General features: G+C 63.6%; 18 protein-coding genes. 11 read left to right on the top strand and 7 right to left on the bottom strand.

Annotated elements, in window-relative coordinates; all coding sequences use genetic code 11:
• Positions 1 to 51: 51 nt before the first annotated feature.
• On the top strand, positions 52 to 2,664 hold the full coding sequence (gene cckA, locus CCK88_RS07285) for a cell cycle histidine kinase CckA (protein ID WP_244557450.1): 2,613 nt from the start codon (positions 52 to 54) through the stop codon (positions 2,662 to 2,664).
• 56 nt (positions 2,665 to 2,720) lie between these two features.
• Positions 2,721 to 3,116, top strand: a complete 396-nt coding sequence (locus CCK88_RS07280) for a DUF2237 family protein (RefSeq protein ID WP_086469797.1) — start codon at positions 2,721 to 2,723, stop codon at positions 3,114 to 3,116.
• 14 nt (positions 3,117 to 3,130) lie between these two features.
• On the opposite strand, the gene CCK88_RS07275 is transcribed toward CCK88_RS07280, so the two are convergent.
• Positions 3,131 to 4,150, bottom strand: coding sequence for an aldo/keto reductase (locus CCK88_RS07275; RefSeq protein ID WP_086469796.1), 1,020 nt, complete (start codon positions 4,148 to 4,150; stop codon positions 3,131 to 3,133).
• A gap of 135 nt (positions 4,151 to 4,285) precedes the next feature.
• A complete protein-coding gene (gene araD1 / locus CCK88_RS07270) occupies positions 4,286 to 5,281 on the bottom strand; it encodes an AraD1 family protein (RefSeq protein ID WP_086469795.1) in 996 nt (331 codons plus the stop codon).
• A gap of 279 nt (positions 5,282 to 5,560) precedes the next feature.
• Between araD1 and recA the strand changes: the two genes are divergently transcribed.
• Both recA and alaS read left to right on the top strand, forming a co-directional pair.
• Positions 5,561 to 6,634 (top strand): recombinase RecA, encoded by a 1,074-nt coding sequence (gene recA / locus CCK88_RS07265; RefSeq protein WP_086469794.1) that lies wholly within the window; start codon positions 5,561 to 5,563, stop codon positions 6,632 to 6,634.
• A gap of 173 nt (positions 6,635 to 6,807) precedes the next feature.
• Positions 6,808 to 9,447: an alanine--tRNA ligase gene (gene alaS / locus CCK88_RS07260; RefSeq protein WP_086469793.1), complete on the top strand. Its 2,640-nt coding sequence runs from the start codon at positions 6,808 to 6,810 to the stop codon at positions 9,445 to 9,447.
• A gap of 123 nt (positions 9,448 to 9,570) precedes the next feature.
• Here the strand turns inward: alaS and CCK88_RS07255 are convergent, their stop codons facing one another.
• Positions 9,571 to 10,455 (bottom strand): DMT family transporter, encoded by an 885-nt coding sequence (locus CCK88_RS07255; protein WP_086469792.1) that lies wholly within the window; start codon positions 10,453 to 10,455, stop codon positions 9,571 to 9,573.
• 74 nt (positions 10,456 to 10,529) lie between these two features.
• Positions 10,530 to 11,537, bottom strand: a complete 1,008-nt coding sequence (locus CCK88_RS07250; protein WP_086469791.1) for a glycerophosphodiester phosphodiesterase family protein — start codon at positions 11,535 to 11,537, stop codon at positions 10,530 to 10,532.
• Between the two features lie 166 nt (positions 11,538 to 11,703).
• Between CCK88_RS07250 and CCK88_RS07245 the strand changes: the two genes are divergently transcribed.
• On the top strand, positions 11,704 to 13,395 hold the full coding sequence (locus tag CCK88_RS07245) for a vWA domain-containing protein (RefSeq protein ID WP_086469790.1): 1,692 nt from the start codon (positions 11,704 to 11,706) through the stop codon (positions 13,393 to 13,395).
• A 72-nt stretch (positions 13,396 to 13,467) separates the two neighbouring features.
• On the opposite strand, the gene CCK88_RS07240 is transcribed toward CCK88_RS07245, so the two are convergent.
• From CCK88_RS07240 to CCK88_RS07230, 3 genes are all read right to left on the bottom strand, one after another.
• Positions 13,468 to 14,682, bottom strand: a complete 1,215-nt coding sequence (locus CCK88_RS07240) for an NADP-dependent isocitrate dehydrogenase (RefSeq protein ID WP_086469789.1) — start codon at positions 14,680 to 14,682, stop codon at positions 13,468 to 13,470.
• Positions 14,683 to 14,811: 129 nt separating this feature from the next.
• Positions 14,812 to 15,147 carry a TfoX/Sxy family protein gene (locus CCK88_RS07235; RefSeq protein ID WP_210189909.1) on the bottom strand — a complete coding sequence of 112 codons (336 nt, stop codon included), beginning with the start codon at positions 15,145 to 15,147 and terminating at the stop codon, positions 14,812 to 14,814.
• On the bottom strand, positions 15,144 to 15,587 hold the full coding sequence (locus tag CCK88_RS07230; RefSeq protein ID WP_086469787.1) for a GFA family protein: 444 nt from the start codon (positions 15,585 to 15,587) through the stop codon (positions 15,144 to 15,146). Before CCK88_RS07230 ends, CCK88_RS07235 begins: the two co-directional genes overlap by 4 nt.
• Before the next feature lie 95 nt (positions 15,588 to 15,682).
• Here CCK88_RS07230 and CCK88_RS07225 point away from each other — a divergent pair, with 95 nt between their 5' ends.
• The 6 genes from CCK88_RS07225 to CCK88_RS07200 all read left to right on the top strand — a co-directional run bounded on the left by CCK88_RS07225 (position 15,683) and on the right by CCK88_RS07200 (position 21,350).
• On the top strand, positions 15,683 to 16,264 hold the full coding sequence (locus tag CCK88_RS07225; protein ID WP_086469786.1) for a GNAT family N-acetyltransferase: 582 nt from the start codon (positions 15,683 to 15,685) through the stop codon (positions 16,262 to 16,264).
• A 99-nt stretch (positions 16,265 to 16,363) separates the two neighbouring features.
• Complete coding sequence (locus CCK88_RS07220; protein WP_170926385.1) at positions 16,364 to 16,960, top strand: GNAT family N-acetyltransferase; 597 nt, start codon at positions 16,364 to 16,366, stop codon at positions 16,958 to 16,960.
• A 64-nt stretch (positions 16,961 to 17,024) separates the two neighbouring features.
• Positions 17,025 to 17,837, top strand: a complete 813-nt coding sequence (locus CCK88_RS07215) for an RNA methyltransferase (RefSeq protein WP_086469784.1) — start codon at positions 17,025 to 17,027, stop codon at positions 17,835 to 17,837.
• A gap of 80 nt (positions 17,838 to 17,917) precedes the next feature.
• Positions 17,918 to 19,156, top strand: a complete 1,239-nt coding sequence (locus CCK88_RS07210; RefSeq protein ID WP_086470856.1) for an MFS transporter — start codon at positions 17,918 to 17,920, stop codon at positions 19,154 to 19,156.
• A 173-nt stretch (positions 19,157 to 19,329) separates the two neighbouring features.
• Positions 19,330 to 19,947, top strand: coding sequence for a 30S ribosomal protein S4 (rpsD, locus tag CCK88_RS07205; RefSeq protein WP_086469783.1), 618 nt, complete (start codon positions 19,330 to 19,332; stop codon positions 19,945 to 19,947).
• Between the two features lie 161 nt (positions 19,948 to 20,108).
• Positions 20,109 to 21,350 carry a sensor domain-containing phosphodiesterase gene (locus CCK88_RS07200; protein WP_086469782.1) on the top strand — a complete coding sequence of 414 codons (1,242 nt, stop codon included), beginning with the start codon at positions 20,109 to 20,111 and terminating at the stop codon, positions 21,348 to 21,350.
• The last annotated feature ends 20 nt before the right edge of the window (positions 21,351 to 21,370 follow it).

Below are 21,370 nucleotides of genomic sequence, written 5' to 3'. Positions count from 1 at the left end.
AATCGCTGCTTCGCACTCCCAAGCGGGCAGACCATTTGCTAGACCTTGGGAATGTCCCGATTCGGGACTGTCTCAAGCGCGCTGGAGCAGATCATCATGGCATCGACGCCGCTCGGCGAGGGCAGCTATCCCGAACCCGTCCTGGATAGCGGGCGCGGTGGCGCAGGCTTGTGGCGCGTCCTGTTGCTGGCCATCGTGCTGGTGGTGGTCGCCGTGGTGTTTTCGCTGTTCGGCGACAGCATCCCGCCCGAGCTGGTGATGACCTTTGTCGGCCTGCTGGCCGTGGCCGGGGTTTTCTTCCTGTTCGGCATTGCGGCAGGCCTCTTCCGCTTCTCGACCAGCGACGACGGGCGAACCCTCAGCCATGCCGTGGTGGACAGCCTGCCGTTCGGCGCGGTGATCGCCGATCGCGAGGGCAAGATCACCTATGTGAACCAGCATTACGGGAGCTTTCCCGGCGCCATCACCAATGGCGTACCGGTGGGCGTTCCGCGCCTCTTTTCTGGATATGCCGATGCCGGGGAAGCCATCTACCGGCTTTCCCGCGCCGCGCGGGACGGCCGCAGCGCCATCGAGGACATCCGCGTGCCCGGTGGGCTGGGCGGGTCGCAGTCGGAAGCCAGCCGCGTTTTCTGGTACCGTGTTTCGGTGCGGCCGCTGCCGCAGACCGAGGATGCCCGCAAGCCGCTGGTGGCCTGGCAGGTCGAAGACATCACCCGCGACCGCGAGAACAACGAAACGGCCTTTCGTGACCTGCAGCGGGCCATCGATTACCTCGACCATTCGCCTTCGGGGTTCTTCTCGGCCGATGCGCAGGGCCGCATCCAGTATCTCAATTCGACGCTGGCCGACTGGCTGGGATACGACCTCGCCGAGTTCAATGCCGGTCAACTTTCGCTGTCCGACATCGTCCGCGGCGACGGCGCTTCGCTGCTGATGCGGGGCAGGGGTGACGGAGAAATCCGTACCGAGATCATCGATATCGACCTCGTGCGTCGCAACGGCACGTCGCTGCCCGTGCGCCTGCTGCATCGCGCCGCGCGCCTCGCGGACGGCGAGCTGGGCGAAACCCGCACGCTGGTGCTCGACATGTCGAGTGCGCCCGATACCGAGGAAGAGCTGCGCGCCGCCGAAGTGCGTTTCTCGCGCTTTTTCAACGATACGCCCTTTGCCATCGCGACGCTGGACGGCGACGGTCGGATCGTGCGCACCAATGCGCCGTTCGGGCGCATTTTCCATTGGGCCGGCGAGGACAAGAGCCTCGAACTTCAGCCGTTGCGCGACCTGATCGGGGAGGCGAGCCGCGACAAATTCGTGCGCGCACTGGCCGATGCCTCGGCGCAGCGGTCCGAGGTAGAACCGGTCGATGCGGTTCTGAGCGCCGAAGGCGAGCATGCGGTGCGCCTCTATATTTCCGCCTCGGAAGCAAGCGCGGGATCGCCCGAACGGGTCAATGTCTATGCGCTCGACATGACCGACCAGCGCAAGCTCGAGGCGCAGTTTGCGCAGAGCCAGAAGATGCAGGCGGTCGGCCAGCTCGCCGGCGGCGTGGCGCACGACTTCAACAACCTGCTCACGGCCATCATCGGCTTTTCGGATCTGCTGCTGCTCAAGCACAAGCCCGGTGATCCCTCGTTCAGCGAGCTGATGCAGATCAAGCAGAACGCCAACCGTGCCGCCGGCCTCACCCGCCAGCTGCTGGCCTTCTCGCGCCGGCAGACGCTGCGGCCGCAGGTGCTGGAGCTGCCGCTGATCGTCGACGACCTCACGGTGTTGCTCAAGCGCATGATCGGCGAGAAGAACAATCTCACGGTCGAGCATGGCCGCAATATCTGGCCTGTGCGTGCCGACGTGGTGCAGCTCGAGCAGGTGATCATCAATCTCGTGGTCAATGCGCGCGACGCGATGCCCAATGGCGGCTCGATCACCATTCGCACGGCCAACGTGACCGAGGCGGATACGACAGGCATGAAGTTCGAGGGCCTGGCGGCCGCCGACTATGTGCTGATCGACGTCGAGGATACCGGGACGGGCATGAGCGCGGAAGTTCTGGCCAAGATCTTCGAGCCGTTCTTTACCACCAAGGAACTGGGAAAGGGCACGGGCCTGGGGCTCTCGACGGTCTATGGCATCGTCAAGCAGACCGAAGGCTTCATCTATCCGGTGTCGACCGTGGGCGTGGGCACGACGTTCAAGATTTTTCTGCCACGCTACGTGCCGACGGCCGAGGAAGCCGCGGCCAAGGCTGCCGTCGCCGCCGCCCCGGCAAAGGATCTTACCGGACACGAGCGCATTCTGCTGGTCGAAGACGAGGAGAGCGTGCGCGCCTTCTCCGCCCGCGCCCTCAAGGCTACCGGCTACGAGGTGTTCGAGGCCGATGGTGGCGAAGAGGCCATCGAGGTGCTCGAAGACCTCGACTACCAGGTGGACCTCATCATCTCCGACGTGGTGATGCCCGAAATGGACGGGCCGACCATGCTCAAGGTCATTCGCGACAAGATGCCCAATCTCAAGATCATCTTCGTGTCCGGCTACGCCGAAGAAAGCGTTCGCCGCGATATCGAGGACGACCAGAGCGTCGACTTCCTGCCCAAGCCCTATTCGCTCGACCAGATCAATTCCAAGGTCAAGGACGTGCTGCGGCGCATGGACAAGGCGGAGTAGGTGGTCCACCCTCCCTCTGTCGTGACCGCGTCGCGGCGACCCTTGAGGCAGTGCAGATGACAGTGGTTCCCCGCATCGAGGGCCAAGCCGAACTCAACGTGCTGGGCGAGGCGCTGCAGCCCTGCTCGCACGATCCGCTTACCGGCTATTTCCGGTCGGGATATTGCGCTGCCGGCACCGAGGGCGCGGCGGTGCACCTCGTGTGCATCGAGGTGAGCAGCGCCTTCCTCGCCTATTCGAAGAGCGTCGGGAACGACCTCTCCACGCCGCTGCCGAATTTCAGCTTTCCGGGCCTCGTGGCCGGCAATCGCTGGTGCCTCGTGGCAGCGCGATGGGCCCAGGCGCATAATGCCGGGATGGCGCCGCGGGTTTATCTGCGGCAAACCAACCAGCGCGTGCTCGACCTCATTCCGCTCGAATTCCTAAAGACTTACGCGCTCGACCTGAACTAGTGATTCCGACGCGTTCACACCGGTCCGCCGGGCACGGGCGTGCCGGGCGCGAGAAGGCCTTCGTCAGCCAGCGTCGACCACAGGGCATCGGGAATGGTCGCGTCCCACCAGGCGAGAATGCCGTCCAGTTCCCCCGGCGAGCGCGGGCCGGGCAACACGTTGCAAACGGCAGGGTGGGTCAGCGGGAATTGCAGAGCGGCCGCGGGCAAGGGCACATTGAAGGCCTTGCAGACCGCCTCGATGGCGCGCACGCGGGCGACGACCGCCTCGGGTGCCCTTGCATAGTTGAACGTGTCACCACCGACCAGAATGCCGGAATTGAATGGTCCGCCGACCACCACCGAGGCACCGCGGGCGATGCAGGTGGTCATGAACGGCTCAAGCGCGGTCTGTTCGAGCAGCGTGTAGCGCCCGGCCAGCAGGAACACGTCCCAGTCGCCGAGGCCAAAGGCGTCCATGCACACTTCCCACTCGTTGACCCCGAGGCCAATGGCCTTGACGGCGCCGCTGTCGCGCAGCTCCCGCAACGCCTCGTAGCCGCCACCTGACAGCTGCGCCCAGAGCGGCCGGTTGCCTTCGACGCCGTGCGTGGCAGTGCCGATGTCGTGCACGTAGAGGATATCGACCTTTTCGACGCCGAGGCGCTGGAGGCTGTCCTCATGCGAGCGCATGACGCCGTCGTAGGAATAGTCGTATCGCTGGTCGAAGGGCAGGGGATCGATCCAGTTGCCCTTGTCCTGCCGGGCAGGGTCGACCGGCCGGAGCAGGCGGCCGACCTTTGTGGAAATCACCGGGCGGGGAGTGGCCTCGCGCACGATCTCGCCCACCAGGTGCTCGGACCGGCCGAGGCCATATTGGGGTGCCGTATCGACATAGGTGATGCCGGCAAGGAGAGCGTGGCGGACGGTGGCGCGCGCCTGATCCGACGGGACGGCCGAGAAAATTCCGGCAAGGCTGGCGCCGCCGAGGCCGAGCGTCGTGACTTCGAGCCCGGTCTTGCCCACCTGGCGCTTTTCAAACCCGCGACCTGCCATTTCAGCCTCCCAACTGTCTGGAAGATAACTGACATGTTAGTTGCCGGGAGTAAAGCAGGGCCGGCGCCTGGTGGCGCCAACCCCGCACACAATTGCGCCCGTGGGCCTGACCCAGGGCGGCTTCGTGCACCAGAGTTAGTAGAGTCCGGCAACCACGACCGGCTTTTCGGCCTCGACCCGGATCGGGTTGCGCAGCGGCAGGCCGAACTGGCTTTCCTCGATCTCGAACGTGTCGCCGGTGCGGTTGGAAATGCCATCGGCAAAGCTCAGCGTGGCCGTGCCGAACATGTGCACGTGGACGTCGCCGGGCTGGCAGAACAGGTCATATTTGAAGTGATGGTATTCGAGGTTGGCGATCGTGTGGCTCATATTGTCCTCGCCCGAGAGGAAGGGCTTTTCCCACACGACCTGGCCGTCGCGGATGATGCGCGACTTGCCCTCGATGTGGCGCGGCAGGTCGCCGACGCGGAGTTCGGGGCCGAACGAACAGGCGCGCAGCTTGGAATGGGCAAGGTAGAGATAGTTCATCCGCTCGGTGACGTGGTCGGAAAACTCGTTGCCCAGCGCAAAGCCGAGGCGCCGGGGCTGGCCGTCTGCGTCGATCACGTAGATGCCGGCGATCTCGGGTTCCTCACCTGCGTCGAGGGCAAAGGACGGCGACGGGATGGGCTTGCCCGGATGGGCGACGATATGGCCGTTGCCCTTGTAGAACCATTCGGGCTGGACGCCCTTTTCGCCGGCCTTGGGCTTGCCGTTCTCGAGGCCCATGCGGAACATCTTCATGCTGTCGGTCAATTCGCCCGCGGGCTTGTCGCCATTGGCCTTGTGCATGGCGTCGCGCGTGGCGGCGGAGCCCAGGTGCGTGAGGCCGGTGCCTGTGACGTGCAGGTGGGCCGGATCGGGATGGTCGATCGGGGTGAGGAGACGCCCCTCCGTCGCCAGCGCCAGCTTGTCCACCGGCGCGCCTATTCCCCTGGCTTCCACCGCAGCCCCGAGGCCCGACCCGGCTCCGAGGGCGGCCTGCACCAGTTCATACGTGCTCGACACGCCATTGATCCGGTGGGTTTGGCCATTGCGGGTCACGCCGACGGCGCGCTTGCCCTGGTCATCGATATATTGAAGGAGATGCATCGGGTGGTCCTTGGTCGCATGGATTTTGCCGCATAAAACGTGTCCGGCGTCCACGTGTCCAGCTAAAAATCATACTTTTATGGTCGGGCTAACGGGAGCAGCAGAATCGCTTTATTGCGAGCCTGAGCAGCGTCCCGCGCCGATGTGACCGTGTTCTCATTTTGTACCTTGACGGAACCGAAACAAAATGAGAACAAATAAAGCACGGAACAAACACATCAGCCATCATCCGCCCCTCGTTGCGCAGCATCGGAGAGCGTGAAATAAGGAGACAGCATCATGGCAGCTTCGCCGCTTCGCGTTGTAGAGGGTGGATCGATGGACAAGGACAAGGCGCTTCAGGCGGCTTTGAGCCAGATCGAGCGGAATTTCGGCAAGGGCTCGATCATGCGCCTTGGCGAGAATTCCGCAATCGAAGTGGAATCGATCTCGACCGGCTCGCTCGGCCTCGATATCGCGCTTGGCATTGGCGGGTTGCCCAAGGGGCGCATCGTTGAAATCTTCGGGCCGGAAAGCTCTGGCAAGACCACGCTGGCTTTGCATGTGATTGCGGAAGCGCAGCGCAAGGGCGGCATCTGCGCCTTTGTCGACGCCGAACATGCGCTTGATCCGGTTTATGCCCGCAAGCTCGGGGTCAATGTCGATGATCTGCTGATTTCCCAGCCCGATGCCGGCGAGCAGGCGCTCGAAATTACCGACACCCTGGTGCGTTCGGGCGCCATCGATGTGCTCGTCGTCGACTCGGTTGCGGCGCTGACGCCGCGCGCCGAACTCGAGGGCGAAATGGGCGACGCGCTTCCTGGCCTCCAGGCTCGCCTGATGAGCCAGGCCATGCGCAAGCTGACCTCGTCGATCTCCAAGTCGAAGTGTCTCGTCATCTTCATCAACCAGATCCGCATGAAGATCGGCGTCATGTACGGGTCGCCCGAAACGACGACGGGCGGCAATGCGCTGAAATTTTATGCCTCGGTTCGTCTCGACATCCGCCGTATCGGTGCGCTGAAGGACCGCGAGGAGATCGTGGGCAACCAGACCCGCGTGAAAGTGGTCAAGAACAAGCTTGCGCCGCCGTTCCGCCAGGTCGAGTTCGACATCATGTATGGCGAGGGTATCTCCAAGACGGGCGAGCTCCTCGACCTGGGCGTCAAGTCTGGCATCGTCGAGAAGTCGGGTGCCTGGTTCTCCTGGGACAGCCAGCGTCTGGGACAGGGCCGCGAGAATTCGCGCCAGTTCCTCAAGGACAATCCCGAGATTGCCGCCACGATCGAACAGGGCGTGCGCGAAAGCTCCGGCCTTCTGGGCGAAGTGCTGCTGGTCGCCGGTGGCGAAGACGACGCCGGTAGCGACGAATAATCATCCAAGATCCCATGCACTCTTCAAGGCACCGGTTTCCGGTGCCTTTTTTCTTTGGCCCGAGCCAATCTCGATGCCTTAGCAATGCTGGACAGGGTCAAGTTCGGCGCGATAGAAAGCCCGCAATTCTTTGTCTGGGCGCGACGGCGCCCGCTCGCCATGAAAGCCTCTACATGACCAGCGTAAACGACCTCCGTTCGAGCTTTACCGGCTATTTTGCCCGCAATGGCCACGAGGCTGTTGCGTCCAGCCCGCTCGTTCCGCGTAACGACCCGACGCTGATGTTCACCAATGCCGGCATGGTGCAGTTCAAGAACGTGTTCACCGGCGTCGAGAAGCGTCCGTATTCGACCGCCACCACGGCGCAGAAATGCGTGCGCGCCGGTGGCAAGCACAACGATCTCGACAATGTGGGTTTCACCGCGCGTCACCACACCTTCTTCGAGATGCTGGGCAATTTCTCGTTCGGCGACTACTTCAAGGACCGCGCCATCGAGCTGGCCTGGAACCTCCTGACCAAGGATTGGGGCCTGCCCAAGGAAAAGCTGATGGTCACCGTCTACCAGGACGATGACGAGGCGATGGAGCTCTGGAAGAAGATCGCTGGCCTCTCGGAAGACCGAATCGTGCGCTTGGGCGCCAAGTCGAACTTCTGGCAGATGGGCGATACCGGCCCCTGCGGCCCATGCTCGGAAATCTTCTATGACCATGGCGACAAGATCTGGGGCGGCCCTCCGGGGTCGCCGGATGAAGACGGCGACCGCTGGATTGAAATCTGGAACCTGGTCTTCATGCAGTTCGAACAGCATGCCGACGGTTCGCGAAGCGGTCTGCCGCGCCCTTCGATCGATACGGGCATGGGCCTCGAGCGCATCGCCGCAGTCATGCAGGGCGTGCACGACAACTACGATATCGACCTGTTCAAGGCGCTGATCGCGGCTGCCGCCAATGCGACCAATGCCGATGTCAACGGCCCGGGCAACCGCTCGCTGCGCGTCATCGCTGACCACCTGCGTTCGATGAGCTTCCTCATTGCCGAAGGCGTGCTGCCGTCCAACGAGGGCCGCGGCTACGTGCTGCGTCGCATCATGCGCCGCGCCATGCGCCACGCGACGCTGCTGGGCGCCACCGAGCCGACCATCTTCAAACTGGTGCCGACGCTGGTGCGCGAGATGGGCCAGGCCTATCCCGAGCTCGCTCGTGGCGAAGCCATGATCGCGGAAACCGTCCGCCTCGAAGAAGGACGCTTCCTCAAGACGCTGGGCAGAGGCCTGCAGATTCTCGAGGCTGAAACGGCCAGCCTGGGCGAGGGCGCGACGCTTGATGGCGCGACTGCCTTCAAGCTTTACGACACCTATGGCTTTCCGCTCGACCTGACGCAGGACGCGCTGCGTTCGCGCAATATTGCCGTCGACCAGGCCGGTTTCGATGCCGCCATGGCGCAGCAGAAGGCGGAGGCCCGCAAGAACTGGGCGGGCTCGGGCGAGGCGGCGACCGATACCGTGTGGTACAGCCTCGCCGACAAGCTCGGCCCCACCGAATTCCTCGGCTATGAGACCGAGACGGCGGAGGGCGAGATCAAGGCCCTGCTGGTCGACGGCGCTGAGGTGGCCGAAATTGCTGCCGGCCAGGACGGCATCGTCGTCGTAAACCAGACGCCATTCTATGGCGAAAGCGGTGGCCAGGTCGGCGATACCGGGACCATCAAGGGCGACGGCTTTGCCGCTTCGGTGACCGATACCGGCAAGCATCACGGTGTTTTTGCCCACAGGGTCTCGGTGCGCGAAGGCACGCTGAAGGTCGGGCAGGCGGTCGAGCTCGTTGTCGATCACGATCGTCGCTCCTCGATCCGTGCCAACCATTCCGCCACGCACCTGCTGCATGAGGCTCTGCGCCTGGTGCTGGGCGACCATGTCGCGCAGAAGGGCTCGATGGTGTCGGCCGACCGGCTGCGCTTCGACTTCGTGCACACAAAGCCGATGACCGCGCAGGAAGTGGCCGAGGTCGAGGACATCGCCAATTCCATCATCCTGCAGAACACAGCCGTCGAGACGCGGCTCATGGGTGTCGAGGAAGCCAAGGAATCCGGGGCCCGGGCGCTGTTCGGCGAAAAATACGGTGACGAGGTGCGCGTCGTCTCCATGGGCGAACCGACCGGCAATGGCCTCGGCTGGTCGGTAGAGTTGTGCGGCGGCACCCATGTGCGGCGCACGGGCGATATCGGCCTCGTGTCCATCGTCACCGAAACCGCGTCGGCGGCCGGCGTTCGCCGCATCGAGGCGTTGACCGGTTCGGCAGCGCGTCACCGCGGCAACGCGAATACGCAGATCGTCGCCTCGGCTGCCAACCTGCTGCGCTCGGGCACGCATGATGTGCTCGACCGTATCGAGGCGCTGCAGAACCAGATCAAGAGCGTGGAGAAAGCGCTCAGCGACGCACGCCAGAAACTGGCGCTCGGCGGAGGCGGCGAAGCTGGTCCGGCCAGCGAGACGGTCAACGGCGTGACCTTTGTCGGTCGCGTGGTCGAGGGCGTGGCTGCCAAGGACATCAAGTCGGTAGTCGATGCCGAGAAAAAGCGCATCGGCTCGGGCGTCGTGGTCATCGTGCTCAAGGGCGAGGACGGCAAGGGCACGGTCGCCATCGGCGTGACCGACGACCTCACCGGTCGCTTCGCCGCCGGCACGCTGATCAAGTCGGCAACGGCGGCCCTGGGTGGGCAGGGTGGCGGCGGCCGTCCCGACATGGCCCAGGGCGGTGGCCCCGATGGGGCGAAGGCCGGCGAGGCCATCGCAGCGATCAAGGCGCTGCTTTAGATCTCATCGACAAGGGGCCATCCAGTCCCATGGACCCCGGCGCAGGTCGGGGTCCGCTGAAGCGCCAAGATGGATCCCGGCCTGCGCCGGGATGACATCGATGCTGGCAGCGGCCAAGCAGGATCACTGCCCGGCGCGGAAGAAGAACAGGCGTGGCTTCCAGCGGATCGGCCGGCGTTCGCTCAGGACATTGAGCAGGCCGGCGCCAACCACCACGACCATGCCCACGATCGAGATCCAGTCAGGGTATTCGCCGAAGAACAGCGCGCCGAAGAGGATGGCCCAGATCAACTGGCTGTACTGCACCGGCGCGACAAGATTGGCCGGGGTGCGCTTGGTGGCGGCGATCAGCATGAGCCCCCCCAGCCCGCCCAGAAGACCGATACCGGCAAAGATGGCCAGCTGTTCGGGCGTCGGGATCACGAAGGTCGGGATCATCAGGAGGCCATTGAAAATGGCCGAATAGAGCACCTGCAGCCCGACAAGGCTGACGCGGCGCTCGCGCGGGGCGACGTGGCGGAGCACGATCGTCGTCACTGCCCCCAGGGCCGCGCCGATCATGATCACGACGTGGCCGGGCTCGAGTTCGCGCATGCCGGGGCGAATGACCAGCACGACGCCCAAGAAACAGAGCAGCAGCAGCAGCCAGCGCTGCGGCGTCACCGTCTCCCTGAGGAAAAAGACCGACAGCACCGTGACGATGACCGGCGTGGTGAAGCCGATGGCATAGACGTCGGCGAAGGCGATGTGGGTGAAGGCGTACATGACGCAGGCCGTGCCGAGAATGGCCGTGGTGCATCGCAGGTGCACCAGCCAGGGGTGGTGCAGCTTGTACATGTCGCGGAAGCGTTCGCCCCGCTTGGTCAACATGAGCGGAATGATGGAAAAGCTGGTGGTGAAGAAGGCGATCTCGAAGACCGACATGGCCGGCCCGGTGGCTTTGATCAGGGCATCGGAAACGGAAAAGATCGCGTAGGCCGCAAAGGCCAGAATGACGCCGACGGGCATCTGTGACTATCCAGAAATAGGGGAAAGCAGGCAGTGGCAATGCGCTACCATACTAGCTGCCCGCCGCTGCGTCATCAGGGAACGGGCGGGATTTGTGGCGTCTCGACGCCTTTCCAGGCCGGTCCGATGATCTCGACGCGATTGGTCCAGAGATAGCCGTGGAAGTCGCGCGGGACGCGGGCCAGCGTTTCCAGATCATCAATGCCGGCCGTACCGGGATCGCCCGCGCCATAGGCGCCGACGAGGATGATCGCGCTGCCGGCGTCGGCGAGGCGCTGCTGGAGGAGGTTGGGCCAGCCCCAGAGCCAGGGAGCGATATTGATCGGGATCATCACGTGGGTATCACGGCACGCATCGGGCACGATACCGGTCCAGCCCAGCGCCACATACTGGGTGAGACAGTCGATGAGACCGCGGCGGGACCAGACATTGAGGTCTTCAATGAGGACGGCCGCGCGGTTGGTCGGCTGGTCGCCGCCATAGGCGCCCCAGATCGCCTCGCGCCATTCGGGATGGGCCGAAACCAAGGCGGCGAGCATGTCACCCTCGCGCTCTTCCCGGCTCTTGAAATTGACGAGAAATTTCCGGTTCTGCATGGCCGCCAAGACTTCGCGCAATTCGGGCATGAGGCCGATGCCGGCGCCACGGAACGGGTAGGTCCGGCCGCTATCGGCGGTGTAGCCATGGCCGATGTCGAGTGCGCGCAGTTCGGCCATGGAATGGCGGCGCGTTTCGCCGGAGCCCTCGGTGCGGCAATCAACGGTCCAGTCGTGCATCACGGCAAACTGTCCGTCGGTGGTGGGGTGGACATCGAGCTCGACGATATCGGCTCCGGAGGCGAATGCAGCCTGCATCGAGGGCAGGGTGTTTTCGAGCAGGCCATGCGTGGGCGGGTAGATCCGCTCGGCGGTGCAGGTGTCGTTTTCGAGGTTGTCGCGCGGATAGGTCTGGTGCACGCCGCGATGGGCGATGATCTGCACGGAATGGCCATCGCGCGGGGGGACGCGCCAGCCGGCATTGAACAGCACAATCGCGCTCAGCATCGCCACAATGACGAGCATGGCCCAGTAACGGCGCTTCATGGCGAATCCCCCTGTTCGGCGCAGTCGGCCGGGAGCAAGATGCGGAAATCGCGGGGGGCGGGCAAGCCGGGGCTGAACCTGACGTTCATGCTGGCTTCAGGCGCTGCATGGCCTTCTGCCGCGCGGCCGCCGGGCGTGGCGACCGATTGCACTTGGAGGGCAATTCATGAGGTTTCTGAGCAAGGTCATTCTGGGTGCTGCCATGGCGCTTGGTCTGGCATTTCCGACCATGGCGGCCGAGCGGGCCATTATCGTGCTCGACGGGTCTGGCTCGATGTGGGCGCAGATCGAGGGCAAGGCGCGCATCACCATCGCGCGCGAGACGCTGTCCGAAGTGCTGGCGGAGCTGCCCGACGATCTCGAACTGGGGCTGATGACCTATGGCCACCGCGAGAAGGGCAATTGCGAGGATATCGAATTGCTGGTGCCACCGGCGAGTGGCGCCGGACCGGCCATCGCCGCAGCGGCGGAAGGCATCAACCCCAAGGGCATGACGCCCATTTCCGATGCGGTTCGCCTCGCGGCCGAGGACCTGCAATATACCGAGGAAAAGGCCACGGTCATTCTCATCACCGACGGGCTCGAAACCTGCGAAGTCGATCCGTGCCAGCTGGCTTCGGATCTCGAGCAGCAGGGGATCGACTTCACAACCCATGTGCTCGGCTTCGGACTGTCGGACGAAGAAGGGCAGGAGGTCGCGTGCCTGGCTGAAAACACCGGCGGTAAGTACCTTTCCGCGGCCGACGGGGCGGGCCTCGTCGATGCCCTGACACGGACCGTGGCGGAGGTGGTGCAGGCCGAGGCGGTGGCCGAGCCCGAACCGGCCCCCCAGCCCGAGCCGACCCCGGCTGTCGAATACAATCTCAAGCCGACGGTGTCGCTTTCGGAAGGTGGCCCGGATCTCGAGCGGGGCGGATACGAAGTGGTGTGGTCCTGGTACAAGCCCAATGCCGACGGCACGGAAGGCGAGCATGTCGGTACGGACTATTATGCCGACTTCGAGGGCGACCTCGAGCCGGGCGACTACATCCTCAAGGCGGAAGTGGGCTATGCGGCCGTATCGCAGCCTGTCTCAATCGTCGATGGAAAGGTCGCAGCGCCGCATTTCGTCATGAATGCCGCTGTGCTCAAGCTTCACCCCCGTCCCAGCGAGGGCGCGGATGCCGACGGCAATGCCGCGCTCGAGATCCGCCATGACGGCGAGTACGTGACCACGCAGTATGGCGACAAGGAGCTGGTCGTTCCTGCCGGCGCGCTCGAAGTCGATGTGTCCATCGGTGAAGGCAAAGTCACGCGCAGCTATGAGGCCAAGGCCGGCGAAGTCATCGACGAAGACGTGATCGTCGGCGTAGGCCTCGCCTTCTTCACCACCGAATATGTACCGGGCCAGGCGGTCGAGGACGACATCTTCATGGAAGTGTTCGACGCCAAGACGGCGCTCGACGGCACCCGCAATTCGGTGGCCTACAATTACGGGGGCGAGCAAGACTTCACCCTGCCGGCCGGAAGCTACGTGCTGGCCTATTCGCTCGACGGCACCAAGGGCGAGATCCCGTTCGACGTGGCGACGGGCGAAAGGACCGACGTTGCGATAGTGCTCGATGCAGGGGTGCTCAACGTGGTCGCGCCGAACGGCGACTATATCGAAGTCCTCTCGGCCAAACCCGATATCGCCGGCAATCGCGAGTCGTTCGACTACGGCTTCGGTCCGGAATGGATGACGACGCTCAAGGCGGGTGACTACCTCGTGAGGACCGACAAGAATGATGCGACGAGCGAGACGGCGTTGACGATCACGGCGGGAGAGCGCTTCGAGCTCTCGATCGAAGCGAAGCCTGCCAAGACCAAGACGAAATAGCCCCGTCGCCCCGCGAAACAAAAAGGGTCGGTGCAGCGCACCGGCCCTTCATCATATCCAGCGGCCTACGGCTCAGGCGGCCATTGCCTTCTTGAGGTTTTCGTCGACGGCGTCGAGGAAACCGATCGTGGTGAGCCAGGGCTGATCGGGGCCGACGAGCAGAGCCAGATCCTTGGTCATCTTGCCTTCTTCGATCGTGTCGATGGTGACCTTTTCGAGGGTGTCGGCGAACTTGGCCAGTTCGGCATTGTCGTCGAGCTTGGCGCGGTGGGCGAGGCCACGGGTCCAGGCGAAGATCGACGCGGTCGAGTTGGTCGAGGTTTCCTTGCCCTGCTGGTGCTGGCGGTAGTGACGGGTCACGGTGCCGTGGGCAGCTTCGGCTTCCACGATCTTGCCATCGGGCGTTGCCAGAACCGAGGTCATCAGGCCGAGCGAGCCGAAGCCCTGTGCCACGATGTCGGACTGCACGTCGCCGTCATAGTTCTTACAGGCCCAGACGTAACCGCCGGACCACTTGAGGGCCGAAGCGACCATGTCGTCGATCAGGCGGTGTTCGTACCAGATCTTCTTGGCTTCGAACTTGTCCTTGAACTCGGCGTCGTAGATTTCCTGGAAGATATCCTTGAAGCGCCCGTCATAGGCCTTGAGGATGGTGTTCTTGGTCGAGAGATAGACCGGGACGCCACGGGCCAGACCATAGTTGAAGCTCGAATAGGCGAAGTCGCGGATCGAGTCGTCGAGGTTGTACATGGCCATTGCCACGCCCGAACCCGGTGCCTGGAACACTTCGTGCTCGATGACCGTGCCGTCTTCACCGGCGAACTTGATGGTCAGCGTGCCCTTGCCGGGAAAGGTGAAATCGGTGGCGCGATACTGGTCGCCGAAGGCATGGCGGCCGACGATGATCGGCTGGGTCCAGCCGGGAACGAGGCGCGGCACGTTCTTGCAGATGATCGGCTCGCGGAAGATCACGCCGCCCAGGATGTTGCGGATGGTGCCGTTGGGCGACTTCCACATCTTCTTGAGCTTGAATTCCTCGACGCGGGCTTCATCGGGGGTGATGGTCGCGCACTTGATGCCGACACCATGCTTCTTGATGGCGTTGGCGGCATCGACCGTCACCTGGTCGTTGGTGGCGTCGCGGTTTTCGACCGACAGATCGTAGTACTCGATGTCGAGATCGAGATAGGGATGGATGAGCTTGTCCTTGATCGCCTGCCAGATGATGCGGGTCATCTCATCGCCGTCGAGGTCCACAACCGGGTTGGCGACCTTAATCTTGCTCATCGGAAAACTCCCTTTGCGTAACCGCTTTCGGCCCTCTGGCCAGTTCGGGGGCCCGTATAGCATCGCTGGCGCAAAGCGCAAAGACAGGCTCGGCAAGGGGGCATGCCGGACGCTTGCGAGAGCGGGACGCTACTTGGGCGGCAGCGTCCTGACAAAGGCGCGGGCGCGGTCAAGCCATTCTCCGAGGACGAATTCGTCCTCGATGGCATCGCCGGATACGACGACGAAACCGCTGACTGTGCGGCCACCCATTTCCATGACCTCGGCCCCCGGCAAGTCGAGTGCCGAAGGCACCCCGTTCTTGCCGACCCGGACGATGAGCGAACCCTCCTTTGTCGGGCAGACCAGCATGTTGCCGCCGAGCATGAAGGCGATGCCGCCGAACATCTTCTGCTCGCGGATGTTTTCTTCGGGCGGGAGCAGGGCGCGAATGCGTTCGGCCAGTTCGTCGGAAGCCATGCTCATCGGGTCGTCTCCGGTCGGTAGGCCTCGTGCCAGGGCATATGCGTGTCGATCTGGTCCCACTCCGCGTGACTGCGGCTGAAAATCAACTGGTTGGGGGCAAACCAGTCGTTCTCGCCGGCAAAAAGACCGGCAGGCACAATCCGGAAAGCGGGCGCCCTGGACGATTGCGCGCAAACCGTCGTTCCGCATTCAGGGCAGAAGTGTCGCATGAAGGTCGCGCCGGAATCGGCTGGGCGCGAGAAGGTTTTCGTTGCGCCCGTCAGGCGGATGGAGTCGGCCGGGAACAATACGACCGAGGTATGGCCGCCGCCTGATGCCTTCTGGCAATTGGTGCAGGCGCACTGGAACATCGAGATCGGCGTGCCTTGCGCGTGCAAGGTTACCGCGCCGCAGTCGCATGCTGTCGTCAGGTCGAGAATGGGTTTGTGGGATGTGGTCATGCTGTCGAGGCTGGCACGCGCCCTGCGCCGACGCAAGCATGGCTTGCCATCCCGACGCCCGAGGGGCAACAGTGCCGCGCAAGAAAGGAATGACCATGGCCGTGCGTCCCGACTATCCGCTCATTACCCAACGCCTGCTGCTGCGTCCGTTCACGCGCGGCGATGTGGATGCGGTGTTTGCCTATCGCGGCCGCGAGGACGTGGCGCGTTACCTCTTCGACCAGCCCCTCAGCCGCGACGAATGCGCTCTCGCGATCCAGCAGCGCACCTCCCAGACAGGCCTTGCCGAGGAGGGGGATCGCATGGTGCTGGCGGTGGAGACGCTGGACCAGGGCGACCTCGTGGGAGAGGTTTCTCTCATCTGGCGGTCGGTGGAGGCACGGCAAGGCGAACTCGGGTGGATTTTCCATCCGTCATTCCATGGGCGTGGCTATGCGACGGAGGCGACCAATGCGCTGCTCGATCTCGGCTTCGGTCCTGCCGACCTGCACCGCATCTATGCCCGCTGCGACGCGCGCAACGATGGTTCGTGGCGGCTGATGGAGCGGCTGGGCATGCGGCGCGAGGCCCATTTCCGGCAACACGCCCTGTTCAAGGGCGAATGGGACGAGGAATTTTACTATGCCATCCTGCGCGATGAATGGCTTGCCAGGCGGCACGCGGAGCCGTCCCTATAACATAGATTAAGGTACGATTTTCTCCGTAAAACTAGGAACTTAGCCGCGAAAGCCGCGTTCTCGACATGGGCTTGCATGTCTCGCGGAGGGTACCCGGTTATGTCGACGAAGCGTTTTCCCATTGAAACTGATCGCCTTTTGCTTCGCCCCTTCGAAAGAAGCGACCTGGACGCAGTAGCCCGCTACCATACGCTTCCTTCGGTTCAGCGTTACGTCGAGCGCCCGACGCGCTATCCCGAGGACGTCGCTGCTGCCCTGGCCGCCATGCGCAGCCAGGTCGAATTGCATCGCCCCGGCGATACGCTCACCCTTGCCATGGCGCGCAAGGGCGACCACAGGATTGTCGGGCACGTGGCGCTGAAATGGTCGGATGCGACCGCCGGGCAGGGCGAGGTCAAGTTCTGCATAGATCCTGCCGAAAGCGGCAAGGGCTACCTCACCCAGGCGCTCACAGCTATCATCGACCTGGCCTTCGATCACTTCCGCATTCACCGCCTGATGGTGCGGTGCGACGGTCGCAGTCATCATTCGATCAAGCTCATGCAGAAGCTTGGCCTGCGGCTCGAGGCGCACTACCGCGAGCATGCCCTGTTCCAGGGCGAGTGGGACGAAGAATTGCACTTCGCCATACTCGACCGCGAATGGCGCCCCAATGCCAAGGTGGTGGAAATGCCCATGCGCGGGCGTGTCGCCTGATTTGCTGAAACGCCGTAATTGAGCTATGTCGCCGCCACTCTAGCATCTCGCGGATTGGCGGCACATGGCAGGCACCGACAGCTCAATTCCTATCTCCCTGGCACCGACACCGGCGATCATCCTGTGCGAACCGCAACTGGGTGAGAACATCGGGTCGGCCGCGCGTGCCATGGCCAATTTCGGCCTGTGGGACCTGCGCCTTGTGCGGCCGCGGGACGGCTGGCCGAACGAAAAGGCCGTCGCTGCCGCCTCGCGCGCCGACCATGTGCTTGAACAAGTGCGCGTCTTCCAAACGCTCGAGGACGCCATTGCCGACCTGACGCTGGTCTATGCCACGACGGCGCGCTCGCGCGACATGCAGAAGGACGTGCTGGGGCCCGAAGAGGCCTCGCTCAACATGGCCGGCCACATTGCGGGCGGGCACAAGGCCGGTCTCCTGTTCGGTCGCGAGCGGTGGGGGCTGCTCAACGACGAAGTCGCCATGTCCGATGCCATCGTGACGCTGCCCGTCGAAGCCGCCTTTGCCTCGCTCAACATCGCGCAGGCGGTGCTGCTGATGAGCTACGAATGGCGCCGCACCAGCGCAGCGGGCAGGGCGCTGCCGTTTTCCGATGGCCTCGACGAAGCCGCCCCGCGCAGTGAGCTGGTGGGGCTCTTCGAGCATCTGGAAGGCGTGCTCGACCAGTCCGGCTTCTTCACCACGCCGGACAAGAAGCCGAGCATGGTCAACAACCTGCGCACGGCGCTCACGCGCGGCAGGTTTACCAGCCAGGAAATCCGCACGCTGCGCGGCGTCATCTCCTCGATCGACCGGCGGCACGAACGGCCCAATCCCAACCGGATGAAAAAGGCCGAGAAGCCCGGGGAACAGGGCTGATCACAGTTTGAGCGGAGTGGACGGATTTGCCGGAATCGCCTTTGACGAGGCTGCGACAAACTGTCATTGGCTTGCTCATCATGAGCGCACATGCCCCGTCCGAGCCGAACCGGCTCGCCTTCACCTATGCCGGTTTTCGGTTCTTCTGGCTGACAACGCTGTTCGTCAGCTTCGCCGTGCAGATCATGTCGGTGTCGATCGCCTGGCAGATCTTCGCGGTCACCGGTGATTACTTCCTGCTCGGGCTGGTGGGGCTGTGCCTCTTCCTGCCGGCGCTCTGCCTCATTCTCATCACCGGGCTGACTGCCGATCGGTTCAACCGGCGCGGCATCATGGCGATCTGCCTTACCGTGGAACTGCTTTGCGCCCTGGCTTTCCTGATGCTCGTCGAAGTCGAGGCGCATCAGGTGTGGCCGATCTTCGTGATCCTCGTGGTCCTGGGCACCGCCCGCGCCTTCTGGGGACCGGCCGCGCAGTCGCTGGCGCCCAATCTCGTTCCGCCTGAGGCGCTGGCCAACGCGATTACCGTCAATGCCTCGGCCTGGCAGATCGCGAGCATTGCCGGGCCTTCGGTCGGTGGGGTGCTCTACGCGATCAGCCCGATCGTGGCCTTCGGCACGGCCGCGGTGCTGCTGCTTTGCGGCGCCGTCTGCGTCATCCTCATCCCCAAGCCAACGCAGCAGCGCGGGCAACAGGCCACAAGCCTCGAGACCATTTTCGGCGGCTTCCGCTATATCCTCTCCAACAAGGTGGTGCTGGGCGCCATTTCGCTCGACATGTTCGCGGTGCTCATGGGCGGCGCCGTGGCGCTGCTTCCGGCCTTCACCGAAGAGATCCTTCATGGCGGGCCGATGGAATTCGGCCTCCTGCGCGCTGCGCCGGGAATCGGGGCGCTGGCCATGGCGCTGACGCTCACCCGCTTTCCGGTGCGCAAGCATGCGGGCAAGACCTTGTTCGTCTTTGTCGGCCTCTTCGGCTTCTTCACCCTCGTCTTCGGGCTTTCCACCAGCGTCTGGCTGTCCATCGCGGCGCTGATGCTGGTGGGGGCTGCCGACATGGTCAGCGTCACAATCCGGGAGACCATCATGCAGCTGTGGACGCCCGAAGACGTCCGCGGCCGCGTCAACGCCGTCAACTCGGTGTTCATCGGCGCGTCCAACGAGCTGGGCGAGTTTCGCGCCGGCACCGTGGCCCACTTCATCGGCCCGGTGGCGGCGGTGGCGGTCGGCGGCGTCGGGGCGATGGTCGTCGCCGGCCTCTGGAGCAGGCTGTTTCCGCAATTGCGCGAGCAGGACAGCCTCGACAAGAAGATGGCCTAGCATTTGGGCCGTTCGGCTTGACTCAGGGGCAGCACGCCTCTATGACGCGCCCACCTATTCAGGCCTTCGGGCCCATAGGCGCACCCGAGATTCTCTGTTGGGAGTCTGTCGGTCCTCTCGCAAGAGAGGGCAGAGGAGGGCGCGATCCATTCAAACCATGAAAGGGATACGCGATGTCGAAGCGTCATTCTGTAAAGTATAAAATTGACCGTCGTCTTGGCGAAAACATCTGGGGCCGTCCGAAGTCCCCGCTGAACACCCGTGCCTATGGCCCCGGCCAGCACGGCCAGCGCCGCAAGGGCAAGCTCTCGGACTACGGTCTGCAGCTGCGCGCCAAGCAGAAGCTCAAGGGCTACTACGGCTCGATCACCGAGAAGGCCTTCCGCCGTCTCTATGACGAAGCTGCCCGTCGCAAGGGCGACACCGGTGAGAACCTGATCGGTCTGCTCGAAGGCCGCCTGGACGCCATCGTCTACCGCGCCAAGTTCGTTCCGACGGTGTTTGCTGCACGTCAGTTTGTCTCGCACGGCCACGTGCTGGTGAATGGCAAGCGCGTCAACATCCCGTCCTACCAGGTCAAGATCGGCGACAAGATCGAAGTGCGTGAGCGTTCCAAGCAGCTCACCGTCGTTCTCGAGGCCGTTCAGCTCGCAGAGCGTGACGTTCCGGATTACGTGGAAGTCGACCACAACAAGCTGGTCGCGACCTATGCCCGCGTCCCGACCTTGTCGGATGTGCCGTATCCGGTCCAGATGGAACCGAACCTGGTCGTCGAATTCTACTCGCGCTAATCGCAAACGACAGACAATTTTGGAAAGGGCCGCTCTTCGGAGCGGCCCTTTTTACTTGGGTTATTGTCAAACGATTCAGAATTGGCTTCTTTAATGCCTGCGCGGGCTCAAGAATCGAGCCCGGATTGATGTGCTAAATCGATAGAAGGGCGGTCTAGCAGATGCATTTGCAGAGTGTGACGACGGATGAGTTGGCGTCGGCCGTAGACGAGCGGCCGATGGTGCTTTCGCCCCAGGTCACCGAAAGCATCAGCCGCGTGCTGCGCGCAATTCGCCAGCATCTGCATATGGATATCGCTTTTGTCACGCAGTTCCTGGGGTCGAGCCGGGTGTTTCGCACCGTCGATTCCAACAGTCCGGTCGAGGGGGTTTTCCCCGGAAGCATCCTGCCGATCGCCTCGGGATATTGCCAGCACGTGGTGTCAGGGCGCCTGCCGGAGCTTATTCCCGATACCAGCCGCGTACCTTTTGCCATGGGTATAGCGGAAACGGCGACAATTCCGATCGGGGCCCATCTGAGCGTGCCGATCCGGCTCGAAGGCGGGCGGATATTCGGCACATTCTGCTGCTTCAGCCATCGCGCCATGCCCGATCTGGGCGAGGCCGAGCTGGACCTGATGCACACGTTCAGCCGCCTCATCGCCCGTGAAATGCAGGACGATGTCGCGCGCGACGAGCGGCAGCAGCGGATCATCCGTGACGTGCAGCTTGCCATGGCGAACGGCGATCCGCAGATCGTCTTCCAGCCGATCCTGCGCCTTGCGGACAACCGGATCGTTGGGTTGGAAGCGCTGTCACGGTTTCGAGCCGAACCGTATCGCACGCCCGACATCTGGTTCCACGAGGCTGCAGAAGTGGGCATGGGCACGATGCTGGAGCTGATGGCTCTACGCCGTGTTTTGCAACAGGCGGGCAATCTGCCCCAAGACCTCAGCATTCATCTCAATGTATCTCCGGCCGCTGTTATTTCGCCCGAGCTGCCGGCAGCACTGGCTGGCTTCGATCCGAACCGCGTGATCATCGAAATCACGGAACATGAGCCGGTCGCTGACTACGAGCCGATCCTTGATGCGCTGATGCCGCTGCGTGCCGCGGGCATCCGTATCGCCATCGACGATGCGGGTGCGGGATATTCCAGCCTCAGGCACGTGCTGATGATGCGGCCGGACATGGTCAAGCTCGACGTTAGCCTGACGCGCGGGCTCGACAGCGATCCGATCCGTCATGCCATGGCGGCGGCGCTGACCGAATTTTCGCGCCGGACCGGGACGATCATCGTCGCCGAAGGGGTGGAGACCGACGCCGAGCTGGCGGCGCTGCGTGGCCTGGGCGTCAGCGAGGTACAGGGCTATCTAATCGCCCGGCCGCAACCAGCCGAGGACGTGCTGGCCAAGATCGCCTAGCCATAGCCGCCACCGCCCCT

The organism is Devosia lucknowensis (genome assembly GCF_900177655.1).
GTDB classification, from domain to species: Bacteria; Pseudomonadota; Alphaproteobacteria; order Rhizobiales; family Devosiaceae; genus Devosia; species Devosia lucknowensis.
The sequence above is the reverse complement of the archived record's forward strand: the minus strand, read 5'-3'. Positions and strand labels throughout refer to the sequence as shown.

What these genes read in the sequence shown, in the direction of transcription:
- cckA (WP_244557450.1), top strand. Translation starts at nt 52, where the DNA reads ATGTCCCGATTCGGGACTGTCTCAAGCGCGCTGGAGCAGATCATCATG.
- CCK88_RS07275 (WP_086469796.1), bottom strand. Translation starts at nt 4,150, where the DNA reads ATGGCAGGTCGCGGGTTTGAAAAGCGCCAGGTGGGCAAGACCGGGCTC.
- CCK88_RS07280 (WP_086469797.1), top strand. Translation starts at nt 2,721, where the DNA reads ATGACAGTGGTTCCCCGCATCGAGGGCCAAGCCGAACTCAACGTGCTG.
- rpsD (WP_086469783.1), top strand. Translation starts at nt 19,330, where the DNA reads ATGTCGAAGCGTCATTCTGTAAAGTATAAAATTGACCGTCGTCTTGGC.
- CCK88_RS07255 (WP_086469792.1), bottom strand. Translation starts at nt 10,455, where the DNA reads ATGCCCGTCGGCGTCATTCTGGCCTTTGCGGCCTACGCGATCTTTTCC.
- CCK88_RS07210 (WP_086470856.1), top strand. Translation starts at nt 17,918, where the DNA reads ATGAGCGCACATGCCCCGTCCGAGCCGAACCGGCTCGCCTTCACCTAT.
- CCK88_RS07240 (WP_086469789.1), bottom strand. Translation starts at nt 14,682, where the DNA reads ATGAGCAAGATTAAGGTCGCCAACCCGGTTGTGGACCTCGACGGCGAT.
- recA (WP_086469794.1), top strand. Translation starts at nt 5,561, where the DNA reads ATGGCAGCTTCGCCGCTTCGCGTTGTAGAGGGTGGATCGATGGACAAG.
- CCK88_RS07235 (WP_210189909.1), bottom strand. Translation starts at nt 15,147, where the DNA reads ATGAGCATGGCTTCCGACGAACTGGCCGAACGCATTCGCGCCCTGCTC.
- CCK88_RS07230 (WP_086469787.1), bottom strand. Translation starts at nt 15,587, where the DNA reads ATGACCACATCCCACAAACCCATTCTCGACCTGACGACAGCATGCGAC.
- CCK88_RS07215 (WP_086469784.1), top strand. Translation starts at nt 17,025, where the DNA reads ATGGCAGGCACCGACAGCTCAATTCCTATCTCCCTGGCACCGACACCG.
- alaS (WP_086469793.1), top strand. Translation starts at nt 6,808, where the DNA reads ATGACCAGCGTAAACGACCTCCGTTCGAGCTTTACCGGCTATTTTGCC.
- CCK88_RS07225 (WP_086469786.1), top strand. Translation starts at nt 15,683, where the DNA reads ATGGCCGTGCGTCCCGACTATCCGCTCATTACCCAACGCCTGCTGCTG.
- CCK88_RS07245 (WP_086469790.1), top strand. Translation starts at nt 11,704, where the DNA reads ATGAGGTTTCTGAGCAAGGTCATTCTGGGTGCTGCCATGGCGCTTGGT.
- araD1 (WP_086469795.1), bottom strand. Translation starts at nt 5,281, where the DNA reads ATGCATCTCCTTCAATATATCGATGACCAGGGCAAGCGCGCCGTCGGC.
- CCK88_RS07200 (WP_086469782.1), top strand. Translation starts at nt 20,109, where the DNA reads ATGCATTTGCAGAGTGTGACGACGGATGAGTTGGCGTCGGCCGTAGAC.
- CCK88_RS07250 (WP_086469791.1), bottom strand. Translation starts at nt 11,537, where the DNA reads ATGAAGCGCCGTTACTGGGCCATGCTCGTCATTGTGGCGATGCTGAGC.
- CCK88_RS07220 (WP_170926385.1), top strand. Translation starts at nt 16,364, where the DNA reads ATGTCGACGAAGCGTTTTCCCATTGAAACTGATCGCCTTTTGCTTCGC.